The organism is Massilia sp. H6 (genome assembly GCF_024802625.1).
GTDB lineage: Bacteria > Pseudomonadota > Gammaproteobacteria > Burkholderiales > Burkholderiaceae_D > Telluria.
In genome coordinates this window covers 3,412,531-3,428,268 of sequence record NZ_CP103371.1, presented here as the reverse complement: position 1 = coordinate 3,428,268, position 15,738 = coordinate 3,412,531, and the positions used below count along the sequence as shown (strand labels likewise).

The 15,738-nt window shown below is 64.2% G+C and carries 14 protein-coding genes and 1 pseudogene; 9 read left to right on the top strand and 6 right to left on the bottom strand.

Going from position 1 to position 15,738, the window contains the following annotated elements:
* The first annotated feature begins 10 nt into the window (after positions 1-10).
* Complete coding sequence (gene motD / locus NRS07_RS15410; protein WP_259208452.1) at positions 11-769, top strand: flagellar motor protein MotD; 759 nt, start codon at positions 11-13, stop codon at positions 767-769.
* A gap of 60 nt (positions 770-829) precedes the next feature.
* Positions 830-1,327, top strand: coding sequence for a hypothetical protein (locus NRS07_RS15405; protein ID WP_259208451.1), 498 nt, complete (start codon positions 830-832; stop codon positions 1,325-1,327).
* Between the two features lie 75 nt (positions 1,328-1,402).
* Here NRS07_RS15405 and NRS07_RS15400 read toward each other — a convergent pair whose 3' ends face one another.
* Positions 1,403-2,521 (bottom strand): M35 family metallo-endopeptidase, encoded by a 1,119-nt coding sequence (locus NRS07_RS15400; RefSeq protein WP_259208449.1) that lies wholly within the window; start codon positions 2,519-2,521, stop codon positions 1,403-1,405.
* Positions 2,522-2,743: 222 nt separating this feature from the next.
* Positions 2,744-3,781, bottom strand: a complete 1,038-nt coding sequence (locus tag NRS07_RS15395; protein ID WP_259208448.1) for a M35 family metallo-endopeptidase — start codon at positions 3,779-3,781, stop codon at positions 2,744-2,746.
* A 318-nt stretch (positions 3,782-4,099) separates the two neighbouring features.
* Here NRS07_RS15395 and NRS07_RS15390 point away from each other — a divergent pair, with 318 nt between their 5' ends.
* Entirely contained in the window at positions 4,100-6,157 is a 2,058-nt protein-coding gene (locus tag NRS07_RS15390; protein ID WP_259208446.1) for a bifunctional diguanylate cyclase/phosphodiesterase, read from the top strand.
* A 28-nt stretch (positions 6,158-6,185) separates the two neighbouring features.
* Positions 6,186-9,431: a PAS domain S-box protein gene (locus NRS07_RS15385; protein WP_259208444.1), complete on the top strand. Its 3,246-nt coding sequence runs from the start codon at positions 6,186-6,188 to the stop codon at positions 9,429-9,431.
* Positions 9,432-9,480: 49 nt separating this feature from the next.
* Here the strand turns inward: NRS07_RS15385 and NRS07_RS15380 are convergent, their stop codons facing one another.
* The gene (locus NRS07_RS15380; protein ID WP_259208442.1) at positions 9,481-10,170 is read right to left on the bottom strand and encodes an NnrU family protein; all 690 of its coding nucleotides are present in this window, start codon (positions 10,168-10,170) and stop codon (positions 9,481-9,483) included.
* Positions 10,171-10,368: 198 nt separating this feature from the next.
* Here NRS07_RS15380 and NRS07_RS15375 point away from each other — a divergent pair.
* Positions 10,369-10,641: pseudogene (locus NRS07_RS15375) on the top strand (IS1595 family transposase); the annotation flags it as partial.
* 84 nt (positions 10,642-10,725) lie between these two features.
* Here NRS07_RS15375 and NRS07_RS15370 read toward each other — a convergent pair.
* The 3 genes from NRS07_RS15370 to flgA form a co-directional block, all read right to left on the bottom strand.
* The gene (locus NRS07_RS15370; protein ID WP_259208440.1) at positions 10,726-11,211 is read right to left on the bottom strand and encodes a flagella synthesis protein FlgN; all 486 of its coding nucleotides are present in this window, start codon (positions 11,209-11,211) and stop codon (positions 10,726-10,728) included.
* A gap of 6 nt (positions 11,212-11,217) precedes the next feature.
* Positions 11,218-11,529 (bottom strand): flagellar biosynthesis anti-sigma factor FlgM, encoded by a 312-nt coding sequence (gene flgM, locus NRS07_RS15365; protein WP_259208439.1) that lies wholly within the window; start codon positions 11,527-11,529, stop codon positions 11,218-11,220.
* A gap of 138 nt (positions 11,530-11,667) precedes the next feature.
* A complete protein-coding gene (gene flgA / locus NRS07_RS15360) occupies positions 11,668-12,366 on the bottom strand; it encodes a flagellar basal body P-ring formation chaperone FlgA (RefSeq protein WP_259208438.1) in 699 nt (232 codons plus the stop codon).
* 159 nt (positions 12,367-12,525) lie between these two features.
* Here flgA and flgB point away from each other — a divergent pair, with 159 nt between their 5' ends.
* The 4 genes from flgB to NRS07_RS15340 are packed head-to-tail and all read left to right on the top strand — an operon-like array spanning position 12,526 to position 15,696.
* Complete coding sequence (flgB, locus tag NRS07_RS15355) at positions 12,526-12,942, top strand: flagellar basal body rod protein FlgB (protein WP_259208437.1); 417 nt, start codon at positions 12,526-12,528, stop codon at positions 12,940-12,942.
* A gap of 22 nt (positions 12,943-12,964) precedes the next feature.
* The gene (gene flgC, locus NRS07_RS15350; protein WP_259208435.1) at positions 12,965-13,366 is read left to right on the top strand and encodes a flagellar basal body rod protein FlgC; all 402 of its coding nucleotides are present in this window, start codon (positions 12,965-12,967) and stop codon (positions 13,364-13,366) included.
* Between the two features lie 20 nt (positions 13,367-13,386).
* Positions 13,387-14,100, top strand: a complete 714-nt coding sequence (locus tag NRS07_RS15345) for a flagellar hook assembly protein FlgD (RefSeq protein ID WP_259208434.1) — start codon at positions 13,387-13,389, stop codon at positions 14,098-14,100.
* A 60-nt stretch (positions 14,101-14,160) separates the two neighbouring features.
* Positions 14,161-15,696, top strand: coding sequence for a flagellar hook protein FlgE (locus tag NRS07_RS15340; protein WP_259208433.1), 1,536 nt, complete (start codon positions 14,161-14,163; stop codon positions 15,694-15,696).
* Positions 15,697-15,738 lie beyond the last annotated feature (42 nt).

Here is a 15,738-nt window from a genome sequence, read left to right as displayed (position 1 = left end):
GGCTGATCCCATGGCGCGCAAACGCTACGATGAATCCTCCGGCGCCGGCGAGCACCATGAGCGCTGGCTGATCTCGTACGCCGACTTCATCACGCTGCTGTTCGCGTTCTTCGTCGTCATGTACGCCATCTCGATCGTCAACGAGGGCAAGTATGCGGTGCTGTCCGACGCGCTGGGCAACGCCTTTGGCGGACGCGGCGCGGCGCAGCAGGTCAATACCCACGTGGAGCCGGTGCTGCCGCTGTCGCACATCGTCAACCGCAAGCGCGCGGAAGCGGCGCGGCGCGAGCGCGAACGCTTGCAGGCGCTGGCCGAGAACCTGTCGGCCACCTTGCTGCCGCTAATGAAATCGGGGCAGGTGCGGGTAACGCAAAATGCGCGCGGCATCGGCATCGAGATCAATGCCAGCGTGCTGTTCGAACAGGGCGAAGCGGTGCTGCACCGCGACGCGCGCGAGGTGCTGCGCCAGGTGGCAGACCTGCTCAAGGACCATCCGCACCGGATCGAGGTCGAAGGTCACGCCGACGACCTGCCGATCGCGACGCCGCAGTATCCGTCGAACTGGGAACTGTCGGCAGTGCGCGCGGCCAGCGTGGTACGCTTGTTCATCGAGGGCGGTGTTGCGGCGCCACGGCTGTCTGCCATCGGGCATGGCTCGACGCGGCCGGTGGCGCCCAACGACAGCCCGGTCAACCAGGCGCGCAACCGGCGCGTTGCTGTCATGATCCTGGCCTCGGCGCCGGAACCCCTGGCGCCAGGCCTGCAATAGGCGCATGAAATAAAATTTCGTTTTTGCCGTCTGTTTGAAATATTCTTTCAAGGAGTACGAATGCATGTCAAACGCTTCCTTCCGCTGTCCTTTCTCGTACTCGGTGGCCTGGTGAGTGCCGTCGGCGCGGTCGAAAAAGACGCGGCAGTACGCCACCGGCTCGAGGTCGAGACCACCGGCGGCAAGGTGCAGGTGCGGCTGACGGTCGAGAACGGTGGCGAGAGCACGATCTACGTGCCGCGCGAAGTCGCCGCCGGCGACGAGCTCACCGGGCGCCGCTTCGAGGTGCGCGAAGTCGTCGGCGGCAAAGCGGGCAAGCCGCTCGACTACACCGGCATGATGGTCAAGCGCGGCGCGCTCACGGCGCAGGATTACCATCCAGTGGCGCCGCACACGATGCACACGAATACCATCGACATCACCCCAAGCTATGCCTTCAGGCAGGGCCGGGGCAACTATCAGATCGACTACGACGGGCCGTGGCTGGCCGACCTGGCGCAGCTGGACGCGGTGCAGCACAGTCCGGCGCCGCCGGTGCGCTTTGGTTTCAGCCGTTGATACGGAATATCGACGCAAGTCGATGCGTCCGCCCGTGGTGCGGCAAGGTTCACCGCACCACGGGGTGGTCCATGCTTAATTCAATGCCGGCGTATTTTCCGCAAAATACTCGTGCGAGTCGGCGTTGTCCACGGCCTGGGCCGGATTGCTGATCGCCAGGTTGGCCGCGCCGGTCTGGCCATACACGTGGTCATCGGTGCCGGCCACCACGTTGAAGTGGCTCATCTCGTGCACCAGCGTGCCGCCCTTGGAATCGGTGCCGGTCATCGGCGCGGTCCAGAACGCCTTGCATACGTAGATCTTGTACGGCTGGGTTGGATACACGTAGGCATAGTAATTCTGGTTGCAGCCGCAATCGACCACCACCGGCTTGTTGGCGAAGGCATCCTTGATGGCGGCGAAGTGCGCCTTGACGGTGGCTACGCGGCTGCTGTTGTTGGCGCCGAACCACTTGGTGTAGCGGGTGCCAATGACGCCGTTCTGCATATAGGTGTCGCTGCTGTTGGCCATGTTGGTGCCGGCCGCCATTGCCGAGGCGATGGTGCTCTGCTGCGAAGTAGTGCACTTGCTGTAGCTCAGGCTGGCCGTTGACGGCTGTTCGGCGGCGCGCTTCATCGCTTCGATGTCGAGCATGGTCTGCGACTTCTCGCCGCGCGGCACGCGGCCGTCGATCCAGATCGAGGCCGGCGCCGAGACCAATGCATTGTCGGCGCTGGTGGCGTCGCGGGCGGCGGCGCCCGCGCGGCCATTGGCTTGCGGGCTATCCAGGAACAGCTGGGGCGAGACGGTCTTGTAGCTGATCTGGTAATCGCCGCTGACGCTCATGTCGTACAGGCCGGACAGTTCCACCTTGACGGTATGCGAAGCGCCCGGCTTGAGCACGAAATAATCGCTCCTGGTTGGCGCCGCGCGCTTGATGTGGGCGCCGAGGTAGGGCACCGGCTCACCGTCGCGCTTGACATCGAACAGCGCTTCCTCGATGCCGCTGAACGGGGTGCGCGATTTCAGGATGTAGTGCGGCGTGTCGGACGCATTGGTGATGGTGACCTTCACCACCACGTCGTCTTCCTTGCCCAGCGTGTTCTTGTCGGGCACGACGCTGACCGTCACGCCCTGAGGTGCGGCCATTGCGCCACAGGCCACCATCAGCGTTGCTGCGCCCACTGCCGATTTCACGATGCCATTCCAGATCATATGCATTCTCCGTATGAAAATAGTTATGTGGCCTGACTTCGGCCTTATCGAGTTACTCCGATAACATGGCGTTAACTCAACTGCATAGTCTCGAAACGATGAGCAGGTGTAAAGACGATTCGTAACGAACGCACCAATTTTTGTTAAATCTCAACAGCGCATTCAACGGCTCTATCGTGCGCTGGAAATTTGTCAGTACAAGTGCTAGAAATTGCTAATCGTCTATTGCTGCGGGGGCGAATTCTCCCCGAAATATTCATGGGAATCGGCGTTGTTGGCCGCGCGCGCCGGGTCGGTGCGCGCCAGTTCGGTCGCCCCCGATTGCCCGTACACATGGTCGTCGGTGCCGGCCACCACGTTGAAGTGGCTCAGCTCGTGCAACAGGGTGCCGCCGCGCGAATCGGTGCCGGTCAGGGGGGCGCTCCAGAAGGCCTTGCAGACATAGATCGTGTAGGGCTGGGCCGGGTACACATAGGCGAAATACGTGGCGTTGCAGCCGCAGTCTATGGTCAATGGCTTGGTCTCGAAGGCATCGCGGATTGCCGCGAAGTTCTTCGTGACCCTGGTTGCGCGCGCAGGCTCATGCGCGCCGAACCAGGTGGCATAGCGGGTGCCATGGCTGCTACCAGCGCTCAGGTAGGCATGTCCATCGACCGTCATCGCGCGTCCGGCATCGACTGCCGCGGCCAGTTGTTCTTGCTGGGCATTGGAACATTTTTTGAACGCCAGCCCGTTGCCGGCGGCGGCCTCTTTGGCAGGGGGGCGGGCGCCGCGTGGCAGGCGGGCGTCGATCCAGATACTGGCCGTATTCGACGCCAGCGTCCCGGTGACCATGCGCGCGCTGGCGCTGCCGAACAGGCCGGCGGCGGCGGTACGATAGCGCAGGGTGTAGGCGCCGGTGACGTTCATCTCATACAGCGCCGACAACTCGACGATGCTGCTGATCGAGGCGCCCGGCTCGAGCCGCACGTAATCGTTCGGGCCGGGCGCTGGCCGCTTGGCCTCGATACCGAGGTAGGGCACCGGCTGGCCGTCGCGCTGTACCTCGAACAGCGGCGCCTGTATGCCTTCTACCGGGGTATGCCATTTCAGGATGAATTGCGGCGCCAGCCCGGTATTGGACAAGGTGACCTGGACCTGTACATCGTCGCTACGGGAAAAGCTCTGGCGCAGCGGCTCGAGCGTGACGCTGACATCCTGGGCCAGCGCCGAAAGCGAGGCAAGGGCCAGCAGGCAGGAGAGGGACGGGCGCAGTAACATGGCAAACTCCGTGTCTGAATGGGATTCGGTCCAATGTGCTGCCAGCGCCGGCGGCCTGCTTTGTGCGATCCCAAAATCTATTGGCTATTAGCAATAAACCAGACGGCGTGTATGGGGTATTTACAACAGCGCGTAGGTTCCACGCGGATCTGCTCGATTCGGTACGCATTGATTGCTATCATGGAATGACACTATCCTTGCGTAAACATTGTCGCTGGCATTCACGCTGCCGTCGCCGTACCAGCTCCTGCCATGACATTTCCCTCCAGCCCTGGATCGTCCGTTTCCCCTGCATATTCTGACTGCAGTGAAGCCGGCATGCAGAACCAGAATTACCTCGAACAAGTGATCGACGCCATGCCCGCTGGCCTGGTGGTGCTCGATGCCGGGCTGCGGGCCTGTTCGATCAACCCGATGATGGCCGACCTGCTGGGCGTGCCGGACGGTTTGCTGCGCGAACAGCGGCTCGCCCTGGGCGACCTGATCCCGTGTCCGGAGCTGGCGCGCCATGCCACCGAGGCGCTGGCCTCGGGCGAGCCGCATGACCATGTGCTGGTCACGCTCGACGGCCGCGCCGACGGGGTGCGCTATGTCGACTTTAATATCCGCCGCACCCGCAAGGACGGCGCCTGGCTGTTGCTGTTGATCGGCCAGGATATTACCTTCCACCGCAAGGCGCGCCTGCGGCTGCAGGAAAGCGAAGAATTCTTCCGGCTCACCTTTAACCAGGCCGCGCTCGGGATCGTGCTGCTCAAGGCGGACGGGCGCGTGCTGCGCACCAACAGCAAGATGTCGCAGATCCTCGGGTATTCCGAGGTCGAGCTGCTGCAGCGATTCTTCCAGCAGCTCACCAGCCCGGAAGACCTGGCCGAAGAAGAGTTGCTGATCAAGCGCTTGAAGTCGGGCGAGATCGGCGAATATCAACACGAGAAGCGGCTGCTGCGGCGCGACGGCGCCCGGGTATGGGTCAGCGTGAATGTATCTGTAATGCGCGACGCCAATGGCAGCCAGCGTTTCATCTGCGTGATCGAAGACATCCAGCGCCAGAAGCATGCCGAGGACGCGCTGCTGCGCATGGCCAACCACGACGCCCTGACCGGCCTGCCGAACCGGGTCCTGATGCAGGACCGCCTGGGCCAGGCCATCATGCATGCGCTGCGCGCCGGACGCCAGGTGGCGGTGATGTTCATCGACCTGGATCGATTCAAGCATGTGAACGACAGCCTGGGCCACGATGCCGGCGACGGCCTGATCGTCGAGATCGCGCGCCGACTCTCCAGCAGCCTGCGCGAAAGCGACACCGTGGCGCGCCAGGGCGGCGACGAATTCGTGGTGGTGCTGCCGGACCTGGCGGGACCGGACGACGCGGCGCATGTCGCGCGCAAGCTGCTGGAGAGCCTGGCCCAGCCGCTGACGCTGTGCGGCCAGGAGGTGTTCCCGTCCGCCAGCATCGGTATCGCCATGTACCCGCGCGATGGCCAGGACAGCGCCGGCTTGCTCAAGTCCGCTGATAGCGCCATGTACGGTTCGAAAGGGCAGGGCGGTAACCATTATTCGTTCTACACCGCCGAGATGGGCGCCCAGGCGGTCGAATACCTGCGCATGGAAGGCGCGCTGCAACGCGCCTTGCAGCGCCAGGAATTCCTGCTGCATTACCAGCCGGTGGTGGACATCGGCACGGGCGTAGTCAGCGGGGTCGAGGCGCTGCTGCGCTGGCAGCCGCAAGACCGCGCGATGGTGTCGCCGGCCGACTTCATTCCGCTGGCCGAGGAGACCGGCCTGATCGTGCCGATCGGCGAGTGGGTGCTGCTCACTGCCATGGAGCAGCAGGTGAAGTGGCGCAATGCCGGCTTGGCTCCGGTGCGGATCAGCGTCAACCTGTCGGCACGCCAGTTCCTGGGCCAGGACGTGGCCCAGTGCGTGGCCGGTCTGCTCGCGCGTACCGGCTGCGACCCCCGCTACCTGACGCTGGAGATCACCGAAAGCGTCTTGATGGAAAATCCGGTCGCGGCCACCGAGACCATGGGCCGCCTGGCTGCCATGGGCGTGCAGTTGGCGATCGACGATTTCGGTACCGGTTATTCGAGCCTGGCCAGCCTGAAGCGCTTCCCGATCCACAGCCTCAAGATCGACCGCTCGTTCGTGATGGACCTGACCCAGGACGCCGACGACGCGGCCATCGTCAATGCCGTGATCGCGCTGGCGCACTCGATGAAGCTCAACGTGATTGCGGAAGGGGTCGAAACGCACGAGCAACTGGCCTACCTGTCGAAACAGGGCTGCGACCAGATGCAGGGCTTTCACTTCAGCCGGCCGGTCGAACCGGGGCGGATCGAAGCGATGCTGCGGGAGGCGGAGACAGTCCCGTATAATTAAGGATGACCCTTTCCTTCCGAATCCTTTCATGAGTCAAGCTGGCATCGCCCCTGTGTGTGCCCAGGTATCGTTTCTCAAGAACACGGGGGAGATGGGAGAGCTGATCGCCCGCTTCGACTGGTCCACGACCGGGCTGGGCCCCATCGACGCCTGGCCGCAAAGCGTCAAAAGCACGGTATCGCTGATCCTGCATTCTTCTTTCCCGATCGTGACCATGTGGGGCGAGGCCGGCGTCATGATCTACAACCGTGGATATGCGCAGATCGCGGGCGACAAGCATCCGGCGGTGCTCGGCGTTGGCGTGCGCGAGGCGTGGCCGGAGACGCGCGACTTCAGCGACCAGGCCATGCGTGCCTGCATGGCCGGCACTACCCTGCATTACGCGAACCAGGAACTGACGCTCAACCGCAACGGGCGCAGCGAGCAGATCTGGTTTAACCTGGATTATTCGCCCATCATCGGCGAAGCCCAGCTGCCGGTCGGGGTCATGGTCATGGTGGCCGATACCTCCGACAAGGTGCGGGTCGAGCGCTTTATCCAGGGCGAACGCGCGCGCCTGCAGTCGATGTTCAACCAGGCACCCGGATTCATGGCGATGCTCGAGGGGCCCCAGCACCGGTTTGTGCAGGTGAATGAGGCTTACCGGGCGCTGGTAGGTTTCCGCGAAGTCCTGGGCAAGACCGTGGCCGAGGCCCTGCCAGAGGCGGTCGAGCAGGGCTTTGCCGATCTGCTCGACCGCCTGTACGCCAGTGGCGAGGCGTTCTCTGGCGTCGCGACACCGTTTGCCACCGTGGCGACCGAGCACGCGCCTGCCAAAGAGGTGTTTGTCGACTTTGTGTACCAGCCGGTGCGCGACGAGCGCGGTGCGGTGTACGGTATTTTCGTACAGGGTGCGGACGTGACCGGCCGCGTGCTGGCCGAGCAATCCATGCGCGCCAGCGAAACGCTGTTCCGGACATTGGCGCAAGCCTTGCCCAATCAGGTCTGGTCGGCGCTCCCGGACGGCCAGCTGGACTGGTTCAACGACCGTGTCTACAGCTACTCGGGCCTGCAACCCGGTGAGCTCGACGGAGAACGCTGGGGCGAAATCGTGCACCCTGACGACCTCGGCACTACGGCAAATACATGGAGCCGCGCCCTGGCCAGCGGCAATATCTACGAAATCGAATTCCGCCTGCTCGATTGCGAAGGCAACTACCGCTGGCACCTGTGCCGCGCCGTGCCGGTGCGCGATGGGGCAGGCGCCATCACGCGCTGGGTTGGCACCAGCACCGACATCGAAGACCAAAAGGCCGCCGCCCACGCGCTCGCCACTCTCAACGACACCCTGGCCGAACAGGTCAGCCAGCGCACTGCAGAGCGCGACCGTATCTGGCGGCTGTCGAGCGAACTAATGCTGGTGGCCGACTTCAGCTCGATGATCGTGGCCGTCAATCCGGCCTTCACCACGGTCCTGGGCTGGGATGTGGGCGACCTGGTCGGCACTTCCTTCCTCAACCTCGTGCATCCGGACGACGTGGAGCCGACGCTGCGCGAGGTGTCTAGCCTGAGCGAAGGCCGCACCACCTTCCAGTTCGAGAACCGCTACCGCCACCACGACGGCAGTTACCGCCTGCTGGCCTGGTCGGCCTCGCCGGACGTCGGCTTCATCCATGCGGTAGCGCGCGACGTCACCGCCGAGCGCGAAGCCGCCGCTGCCATGCGCCGCACCGAACAGGCTTTGCAGCAGTCGCAGAAGATGGAAACCATCGGCAAGCTCACTGGTGGCGTCGCGCACGACTTTAACAATCTGCTCCAGGTTATCGCTGGCAACCTGCAACTGCTGGGCACCGACGTTGCCAGCAACCCGCGCGCGCAGCGCCGCGTCGACAATGCCATGGGAGGCGTGCTGCGCGGCGCCAAGCTGGCCAGCCAGCTGCTGGCCTTTGGCCGGCGCCAGGCGCTGGAGCCCAAGGTGGTGCGCATTGGCCGCAATGTCTCGGCCATGGACGACATGCTGCGGCGCGCGCTGGGCGAGGCAATCGAGATCGACACCGTGATCGAGGCCGGACTGTGGAACGCTTTCGTCGACGTCTCGCAGGTTGAAAACGCGATCCTCAACCTGTGCATCAATGCGCGCGACGCAATGGACGGGGTGGGCAAGCTGACCATCGAGCTTGGCAACGCCTGTCTCGACGATGACTATGCCGCGGCGCACCCGGACGTGGTGCCCGGCCAGTACGTGATGATTGCCGTGGGCGACACCGGCAGCGGCATGCCGCCGCATGTGGTGGCGCAGGCCTTCGAGCCGTTCTTCTCGACCAAGGCCGAAGGCAAGGGCAGTGGCCTGGGGCTGTCGATGGTGTACGGATTCGCCAAGCAGTCGGGCGGCCACGTCAAGATCTACAGCGAAGTCGGGCTCGGGACCACCGTCAAGATGTACCTGCCCCGTTCGCTCGAAGCCGAAGACGCGCTGGTCCCGCTCGACCTGCGCGAACCGGCCGGCGGTAGCGAGACCATCCTGGTGGCCGAAGACGACGAGGGCGTGCGCGAGACCGTGGTCGAATTGCTGGGAGAACTAGGCTACCGGGTGCTCAAGGCGTCCGACGCCAACAGCGCGATGGCAATCGTCTCCAGCGGCATTCCGATCGACCTGCTATTTACCGACGTGGTCATGCCGGGCCCCATGCGTAGTCCCGACCTGGCGCGCAAGGCGCGCGAAGCCATTCCCAACCTGGCGGTATTGTTCACGTCCGGCTATACAGAAGACGCCATCGTGCACGGTGGACGCCTCGACGCCGGCGTCGAGTTGTTGGGAAAACCCTATACCCGCGCCGCGCTTGCTTCCAAGATTCGCCATGTGCTGGCCAACCGCGACCAGCGCGCCGGCGCGGCGCGCGAGCTGGCCAGGGCCGGGGCCCAAGCGGCCGCGGCCACCACGCAGCCGGCCGCCCAGCGGATCGTGCTGGTCGAAGACGATGAAACGCTGCGCACGATCACCACCGAATTGCTGGAGCTGCTCGGCTACGCGGTCGCCAGCGCCGCCAGCGGCGAGGCGGCGCTGGCCATGCCCGAGCTGGCAGTGGCCGACATCTTGATGACCGATCTGGAGTTGCCCGGCATGGCTGGCGAGGAACTGGCCAGCGCCGCGCGCAAGCTGGCGCCCCGGCTGGGTGTCGTGTTCGCATCCGGACGCCGCACGAACATTACGCTCGAGCGCTCGGCGGTGCTGGGCAAGCCGTATGACGTCGATGCGCTCAACGCGGTGCTGGCACACGTGGCTGCGATGACTTGATCGCTGCAGCGTCAGCACCGACGCGACTGGCAATGTTGGGTCGCTTCGCTCACCCCAGCCAGCGCCAGATGCCAGCCGCCCGGCCCGCCATCGGGATGTGGGCCCAGGTCGCCAGCAGCCAGAGCACGATGCCACCGCCTAGCGCATGCGCGCCGAAGGCGCCGAAGCGCGCCCGGCCCTGGACGATGGCCGCGAAGGGCCAGTAGCTGGTGCGGGCCTCCCATGCGGACCAGGCCTGCGGATCGAGGGTGCGCTTCTTGCGGTCCTGGAGCGCCGCCCCGACCAGCGACAGCACGATGATGGCCACCGCCACGATGATATTGCGCGTGACCGGATACACCAAAATGTGCACCCCGCCCCAGATGGCGAACGCCCACAGCATCGGATGCCTGGTAATGCCGTACACGCCGTGCGCCTGGGCGCTGGCCGCATTGGTCGCGCCTGGCATGGCCGGGTTGCGAACCAGCGATCCGAGCAGCAAGATGGACGCGACCAGCATCAGGATGGTGGCCAGTACCCACATTCCGTCGCCGACGCTCCAGAACGGGACCGACTCCGGGGTTTTCGGGTAGGCCCAGGCCATCGCGCCCAGGGTGGCGAATGCGACGAGGGAGTAGACGGCCAGGAAGCCTTTGTCACCGAGCGCGCCCACCAGCGGACGGCGCAAAGGATGCGACAGCAGGAAATGCGAGCCCACGAAGGCGCTGGCAGATGCCAGCAGCAAAATCGGTGCGTCCATGCGCTGCTCCATCGTGATGATTGGGGTGCGCTAACTGTAGCATAGGGCCCGGCTGGGCAAGGACGACGCTGTTCAATTTGCCCGCGCCATGCAAAAGGCGCTGTACCCGTTAGCTATGGATGAGCACTGAACTGCTGAGCTGAACTGCTGAGCTAATTTGCGGTCCAACCCCTGTCGATCTCGATAGGGGAGTGGTGGATGAAAACGCCCAGGTTTGCCAAGCTGTTTGCCCAGCTTCCCATGCTTAACCAGACCCAGCGGCTGCAAGTGCTCGATGCCCTGCATCCCGCAGCCGGCCTCGACCGGGTAATCGCCCTGATTGGGCAGATCCGTTCGACAGCGCGGCGCTGTCCTCAGTGCAGCTGTCAGCGCTATCACCGGCACGGCCAGGCCAACGACCTGCAACGCTTTCGCTGCTGCCAGTGCCGGCGCACATTTAACGACCTGTCCGGCACGCCGCTGGCGCGTATCGCATTCGGAGTCATCCACAGCCAACGGTGACAGCGCCATGCAAAACGGCCGCCGCAGCGACCGTTGTCAGGGATGCGGGACGACTCAGCCCACCACGAAGCGCTTCGACGGCCCGCTTGCTACCGCCTGGCCGCTGGCGCCGTAGACGCCGCCCGCATCGGGACCGGCCGGCATGCGCATGGCGTTGAGCACGCCCTGGTTGTGGGCCAGCTGCTTGTTGATCAGCATGCCGTTGACGCGGTTGAGTTCCTTGGCCTGGCCTGCGAGGTCGAGCAATTGTTGCCATTGGCTGCGTGCGGCCGCGTCGGCGGCGGCGGTCAGCCACGTGTCCATGCCCGCTTCCGATCCTTCGCAATCTGCAGCGAGCAGCGCCGCGTAGCGTTCGGCCGACAGATCGGCCAGGCCCTGTAGCAGCGCGTTCTTGCGTGGAGTCAGTTCTGCCAGCCCGTCAGCGTGCGCTGCGACCAGCAGCGTTTGTTCCTGTTTCATCAGCTCCAGCAAGGAGGTGACGTGTTGCTGTTCTGCGGTCAGGGTCGCGCTGGGAGTCGACGCGGGGCTGGTAGCTGGCATGAAAATTTATCGCTTGCGGGAATGGAGCAGGTCGCGCACGGTATCGAGCAGGCCGTCGGCGACTTTCTCTGAATTGACCTGGAATTGGCCATCGGCGATGGCCAGCTTGATGCGTTCGACTTTCTTGGTGTCGAACACCTGGTTGCTGCTGCCCACCGAGCTGGCCATGGCCTGGCCCTGCGCGGACAGGCGCACGCTGTCGGTCGCAGCCGGGGTAGCGGCGGTGCTGGCCGCCCGGTCGGCGCCGCGGGTGTTGTTCGCTGGCGTGGCCGCAGGCGAAAGCGCTGGGTTGCCCTTGATGGTGTCGTTAATTTTCACAGCATTATCCTTCTCTGTTCGGAGCGGAAACTCCGGTATCTGCATCGTGTAACGGCGCGGATTTCACAAACTTTAGAGCAGAAAAGGAGTTTCAAATAAATTATGCATTGTCACTGAAAGGCAGCGCGCGATCCGGTATCAGATGGCGATCTCGATGATGCCGCCAGCGCGCGCAGTGCCGCTGACGACGGTGCCCGAGCGGGTGCGCGCCTGCGCCACCTGGCCTTCGCCGGCATTGCCCAGTGCCCGTGCTTCGGTGGACACCGAAAAATTCGATCCGGTCGACACCAGCCGCACTGCCTGGCCTTGCTGAACCACCGGTTTGCTCTTGAGCGTATCGAGCCGCAACGGCGTGCCAGCCTGCAGCGACGCAGTCGGCGTGCGTCCGATCGCCTGGGCCATGTCGGTAATAATGCCGTTTGGCATCGCCGCGATATCGCCCTGTAGCATCACCAGCTGGCCGGCATCGATTGACTGGCCCTGCGCCAGCGGCACGGCGGCGGCGACATATTCTGCCACCACGCTGACCGTCGCCTGAATATACACCGTCCAGGGCGTTGGGGCAGTGCAGCGCACCCCCACCGTTGTTTTTCCCCACGCCCGCGCACCCGGTTGCTGGAAGGCTTGCGGCGAAGGGCAGGCCGCCAGGCTGGTGCGTGGGTCGATATTGCCCACCGTGATGCTCACCTGGCCGGGCAGGCCGGCGGACTGGGTCTGCAGGTACTGTTCCACGACGGCGCGCAGGGGCGGGAGCTTCTGGCGCTGCGCGCTCGGCTGCTGGGCCGCAGCCAGCGGCGCGGCCAGCAGGAACAAGATAGCGGCGATATGGCGTTTCATTGGTGGCTGACCTTGGTGAGAATGCTGCCAGTGTAGGGTTGATGATTCCGCAGTGAAACTTTGAATAGCCGGGCTTTGCCGGCCTTTCTCCTTCGATTGGCTGTAGTTGCCCATCAGTATGATCAAGGCTGTCCCAATAAGTCCCAGCCAGGAGGCGGCATGATCGGCAAAGTCGACCAGTACTTGAGTTTCAACGAGAAGGCCCTGTCCCTGCGCGCCCAGCGCCAGGAACTGCTGGCGTCGAACATCGCCAATGCCGATACCCCCAATTACAAGGCGCGCGACATCGACTTTGGCAGCGCGCTGCAAGGTGCGCTGGCGGCCAAGGGCGGCGCCGGAGGGCTGGCCACCACCGCCGCGAACCACATCAAGCGTGGCATGCCCACCGGCGACATGCTGGCCAACGGCACCCCGGTGATGTACCGCGGCGTGGTCCAGGGCAGCGTCGACGGCAACACGGTCGACATGGACGTGGAGCGCAACCAGTTTGCCGACAACGCGCTGCGCTACGAAGCAGGCATCACGATGATCAACAGCCAGATCAAGGGCCTGCTCGCGGCCATCCAGGGCCAATAAGCGCTTTTGAAAGCTCACCACCATGTCGCTATTTAATATTTTTAATGTGTCCGGTTCGGCGATGAGCGCCCAGGCGCAGCGCCTCAATACCGTAGCCAGCAACCTGGCCAATGCCGACAGCGCCACCAGCACCAACGGCGAAGCCTACCGTGCCAAGGCGGTCGTGTTCGAGGCGGTGCCGCAGCAGTCTGGCGCCACCGGCGTGCGGGTGCGCGAAGTGGTCGAGGACCCGTCGCCGCTCAAGCAGGTGTACGACCCCAAGCATCCGATGGCCGACGACAAGGGCTATGTGTCGATGCCCAACGTGAACGTGGTCGATGAAATGGTCAACATGCTCTCGGCGTCGCGCTCTTACCAGACCAATGTCGAGACCATGAACGCGGCCAAGACCATGCTGCTCAAGACCCTGACCCTCGGCCAGTAAGGCCTTACCGGATTCGCCCCATGACCACCATTACCACCAGCACCCCGGCCGCCAGCGTTCCCGACCTGATGTCGGCCATGAACGCCAAGAAGAAGGTCGAGACCGACAGCGTCCAGGCCGATACCGACAAGTTCATGACGCTGCTGGTTACCCAGCTCAAGAACCAGGATCCGCTGAACCCGCTCGACAACGCGCAGATCACCAGCCAGCTGGCCCAGCTCTCCACCGTTACCGGCGTCAACAAGCTCAATACCACGCTGGAATCGCTCAAGACCAGCTACCAGTCGGCCGAGGCGATGCAGGCGACCAACCTGATCGGGCATGGCGTGCTGGTAGAGGGCAACAAGGTCCAGCTGCAGTCGGGCAAGGCCATCCTTGGTGTCGAGCTGGGCAGCGCCGCCGACAGCGTGCAGGTCGTGATCACCGACCCGGCCACCGGCAAGGATGTCCAGACTATCGAGCTCGGCCCCAACCAGGCCGGCGTGGTACCACTGGCCTGGGACGGCGTGCCCGACCCGCTCAACGTCGATGCCGATGGCAAGCCGCTGGCCCTGGCCAATGGCAATTACAGCTTCCGCGTGGTCGCCACCCGCGGCGGCCAGCCGGTCACCGATGCCAAGGGCCTGACTTTCGACAGCGTCGTGAGCGTGACCACCGGCGGCAAGGACGGCATCAGGCTGAACCTGCCGCTCAGGGGCGCCGTCAGCATGGCCGATATCAAGCAAGTCCTGTAAGCCGAGCCGCTTAGTTACGCTCAGTCACTCTCGCTTACCCACCTTCTCCAGGAGTACACCATGTCTTTCCAACAAGGCTTGAGCGGCTTGAACGGCGCTGCCAAATCCCTCGATGTCATCGGTAACAATATCGCCAACGCCAGCACGGTCGGCTTCAAGGGCTCGACTACCCAGTTCGCCGACGTCTACGCCAGTTCGCTCAACGGCGCCGGCGGCGTCACGGCCGGCATCGGCGTGAAGGTCGCGGGTATTGCGCAGCAGTTCAGCCAGGGCAATCTCGAATCGTCGAACAACCCGCTCGACATCGCCATCAACGGCGCCGGCTTCTTTCGCACCGAAACCTCGGGCCTGATCCAGTACAGCCGCAACGGCCAGTTCGCGCTGGACAAGAATGGCTATATAGTCAATCCGCAGGGCGCCAAGCTGACCGGTTATGGCTTGAACGCAAACGGCCAGCTGGCCTCCGGCGCGCCGGCCCCGCTGCGGATCGACAGCGCCGACCTGGCGCCGATCAAGACCACCAGCGTCAAGATGGAGCTGAACCTTGATTCGCGCAACGTGGCACCGCTCAATACCCCCTTCAATGCGGACGACCCGACGACCTACAACAAGCAGACCCCGATGAGCGTGTACGACTCGCTGGGCAATCCGCATGTGCTGTCGACCTATTACGCACGCAATACTACCGGCGGCTGGGACGTATATGCAGCCAACAACGGCACCGAACAGACCGCCCTGGCAGTGGCCGGTGCAGCCACCGGCACTGGTCCCGATTTCGCCACGGTGAACACCGCGCGCGCCAATTGGGAAGCCGCCACCAAGGCGGTGCCGCTGGTGGCATCCGATGTCGCCGCCGCACTCAAGAGCTATGCGGATGCCGCTGGCACCATGGTTGCCGCCGCCGCCGGTGCCGCCAAGGCCGGCACTGCCCAACAGGGCGACATCACCAAGGCCGGGGCGGATGCCGCGCTGGTGCCCGGCGCCACGCCGGCCGAGGTCGATGCGGCCATGGCCAAGGCGGTCAAGGTAGCGCCGGTGAGCATCGGCACCCTGGTGTTCGATACCAATGGCGGCCTGAACAAGGTCACGTCGAAGGATGGCGGCAAGCTGGTGGCCAATTTGCCGGTGTTCCCGGCTACTGGCGCGGAGCCGGTCATGGCGATCACGATCGACTACGACGGCACCACCCAGTACGGCACTGCCACCAGCGAAAAGAAAATCGTGCAGGACGGCTATGCCGCCGGCAACCTGCAGCGCTTTACTACCGGCCAGGATGGCGTGATTCTGGGCCAGTACAGCAACGGCCAGACCAAGCCGCTGGGCCAGGTGATCCTGGCCAACTTCACTAACCCGAACGGCCTGGAGCCGCTGGGCAACAACGCATGGGCCGAGTCGTCCAATTCGGGCGTTGCCCTGATCGGCACCCCGAACGCGGGCAGCATGGGCGTCCTGCAGTCGTCGTCGGTCGAGAGCTCGAACGTCGACCTGACCGCCGAGCTGGTCAACATGATCACCGCGCAGCGGGTGTACCAGGCCAATGCGCAGACCATCAAGACCCAGGACTCGGTGCTGCAGACGCTGGTGAACCTGCGTTAATCGACATGATGGGCGGCGCATTGTCGCCGCATTGATGCACGT

What these genes read in the sequence shown, in the direction of transcription:
- motD (WP_259208452.1), top strand. Translation starts at nt 11, where the DNA reads ATGGCGCGCAAACGCTACGATGAATCCTCCGGCGCCGGCGAGCACCAT.
- NRS07_RS15405 (WP_259208451.1), top strand. Translation starts at nt 830, where the DNA reads ATGCATGTCAAACGCTTCCTTCCGCTGTCCTTTCTCGTACTCGGTGGC.
- NRS07_RS15400 (WP_259208449.1), bottom strand. Translation starts at nt 2,521, where the DNA reads ATGATCTGGAATGGCATCGTGAAATCGGCAGTGGGCGCAGCAACGCTG.
- NRS07_RS15395 (WP_259208448.1), bottom strand. Translation starts at nt 3,781, where the DNA reads ATGTTACTGCGCCCGTCCCTCTCCTGCCTGCTGGCCCTTGCCTCGCTT.
- NRS07_RS15390 (WP_259208446.1), top strand. Translation starts at nt 4,100, where the DNA reads ATGCAGAACCAGAATTACCTCGAACAAGTGATCGACGCCATGCCCGCT.
- NRS07_RS15385 (WP_259208444.1), top strand. Translation starts at nt 6,186, where the DNA reads ATGAGTCAAGCTGGCATCGCCCCTGTGTGTGCCCAGGTATCGTTTCTC.
- NRS07_RS15380 (WP_259208442.1), bottom strand. Translation starts at nt 10,170, where the DNA reads ATGGACGCACCGATTTTGCTGCTGGCATCTGCCAGCGCCTTCGTGGGC.
- NRS07_RS15370 (WP_259208440.1), bottom strand. Translation starts at nt 11,211, where the DNA reads ATGCCAGCTACCAGCCCCGCGTCGACTCCCAGCGCGACCCTGACCGCA.
- flgA (WP_259208438.1), bottom strand. Translation starts at nt 12,366, where the DNA reads ATGAAACGCCATATCGCCGCTATCTTGTTCCTGCTGGCCGCGCCGCTG.
- flgB (WP_259208437.1), top strand. Translation starts at nt 12,526, where the DNA reads ATGATCGGCAAAGTCGACCAGTACTTGAGTTTCAACGAGAAGGCCCTG.
- flgC (WP_259208435.1), top strand. Translation starts at nt 12,965, where the DNA reads ATGTCGCTATTTAATATTTTTAATGTGTCCGGTTCGGCGATGAGCGCC.
- NRS07_RS15345 (WP_259208434.1), top strand. Translation starts at nt 13,387, where the DNA reads ATGACCACCATTACCACCAGCACCCCGGCCGCCAGCGTTCCCGACCTG.
- NRS07_RS15340 (WP_259208433.1), top strand. Translation starts at nt 14,161, where the DNA reads ATGTCTTTCCAACAAGGCTTGAGCGGCTTGAACGGCGCTGCCAAATCC.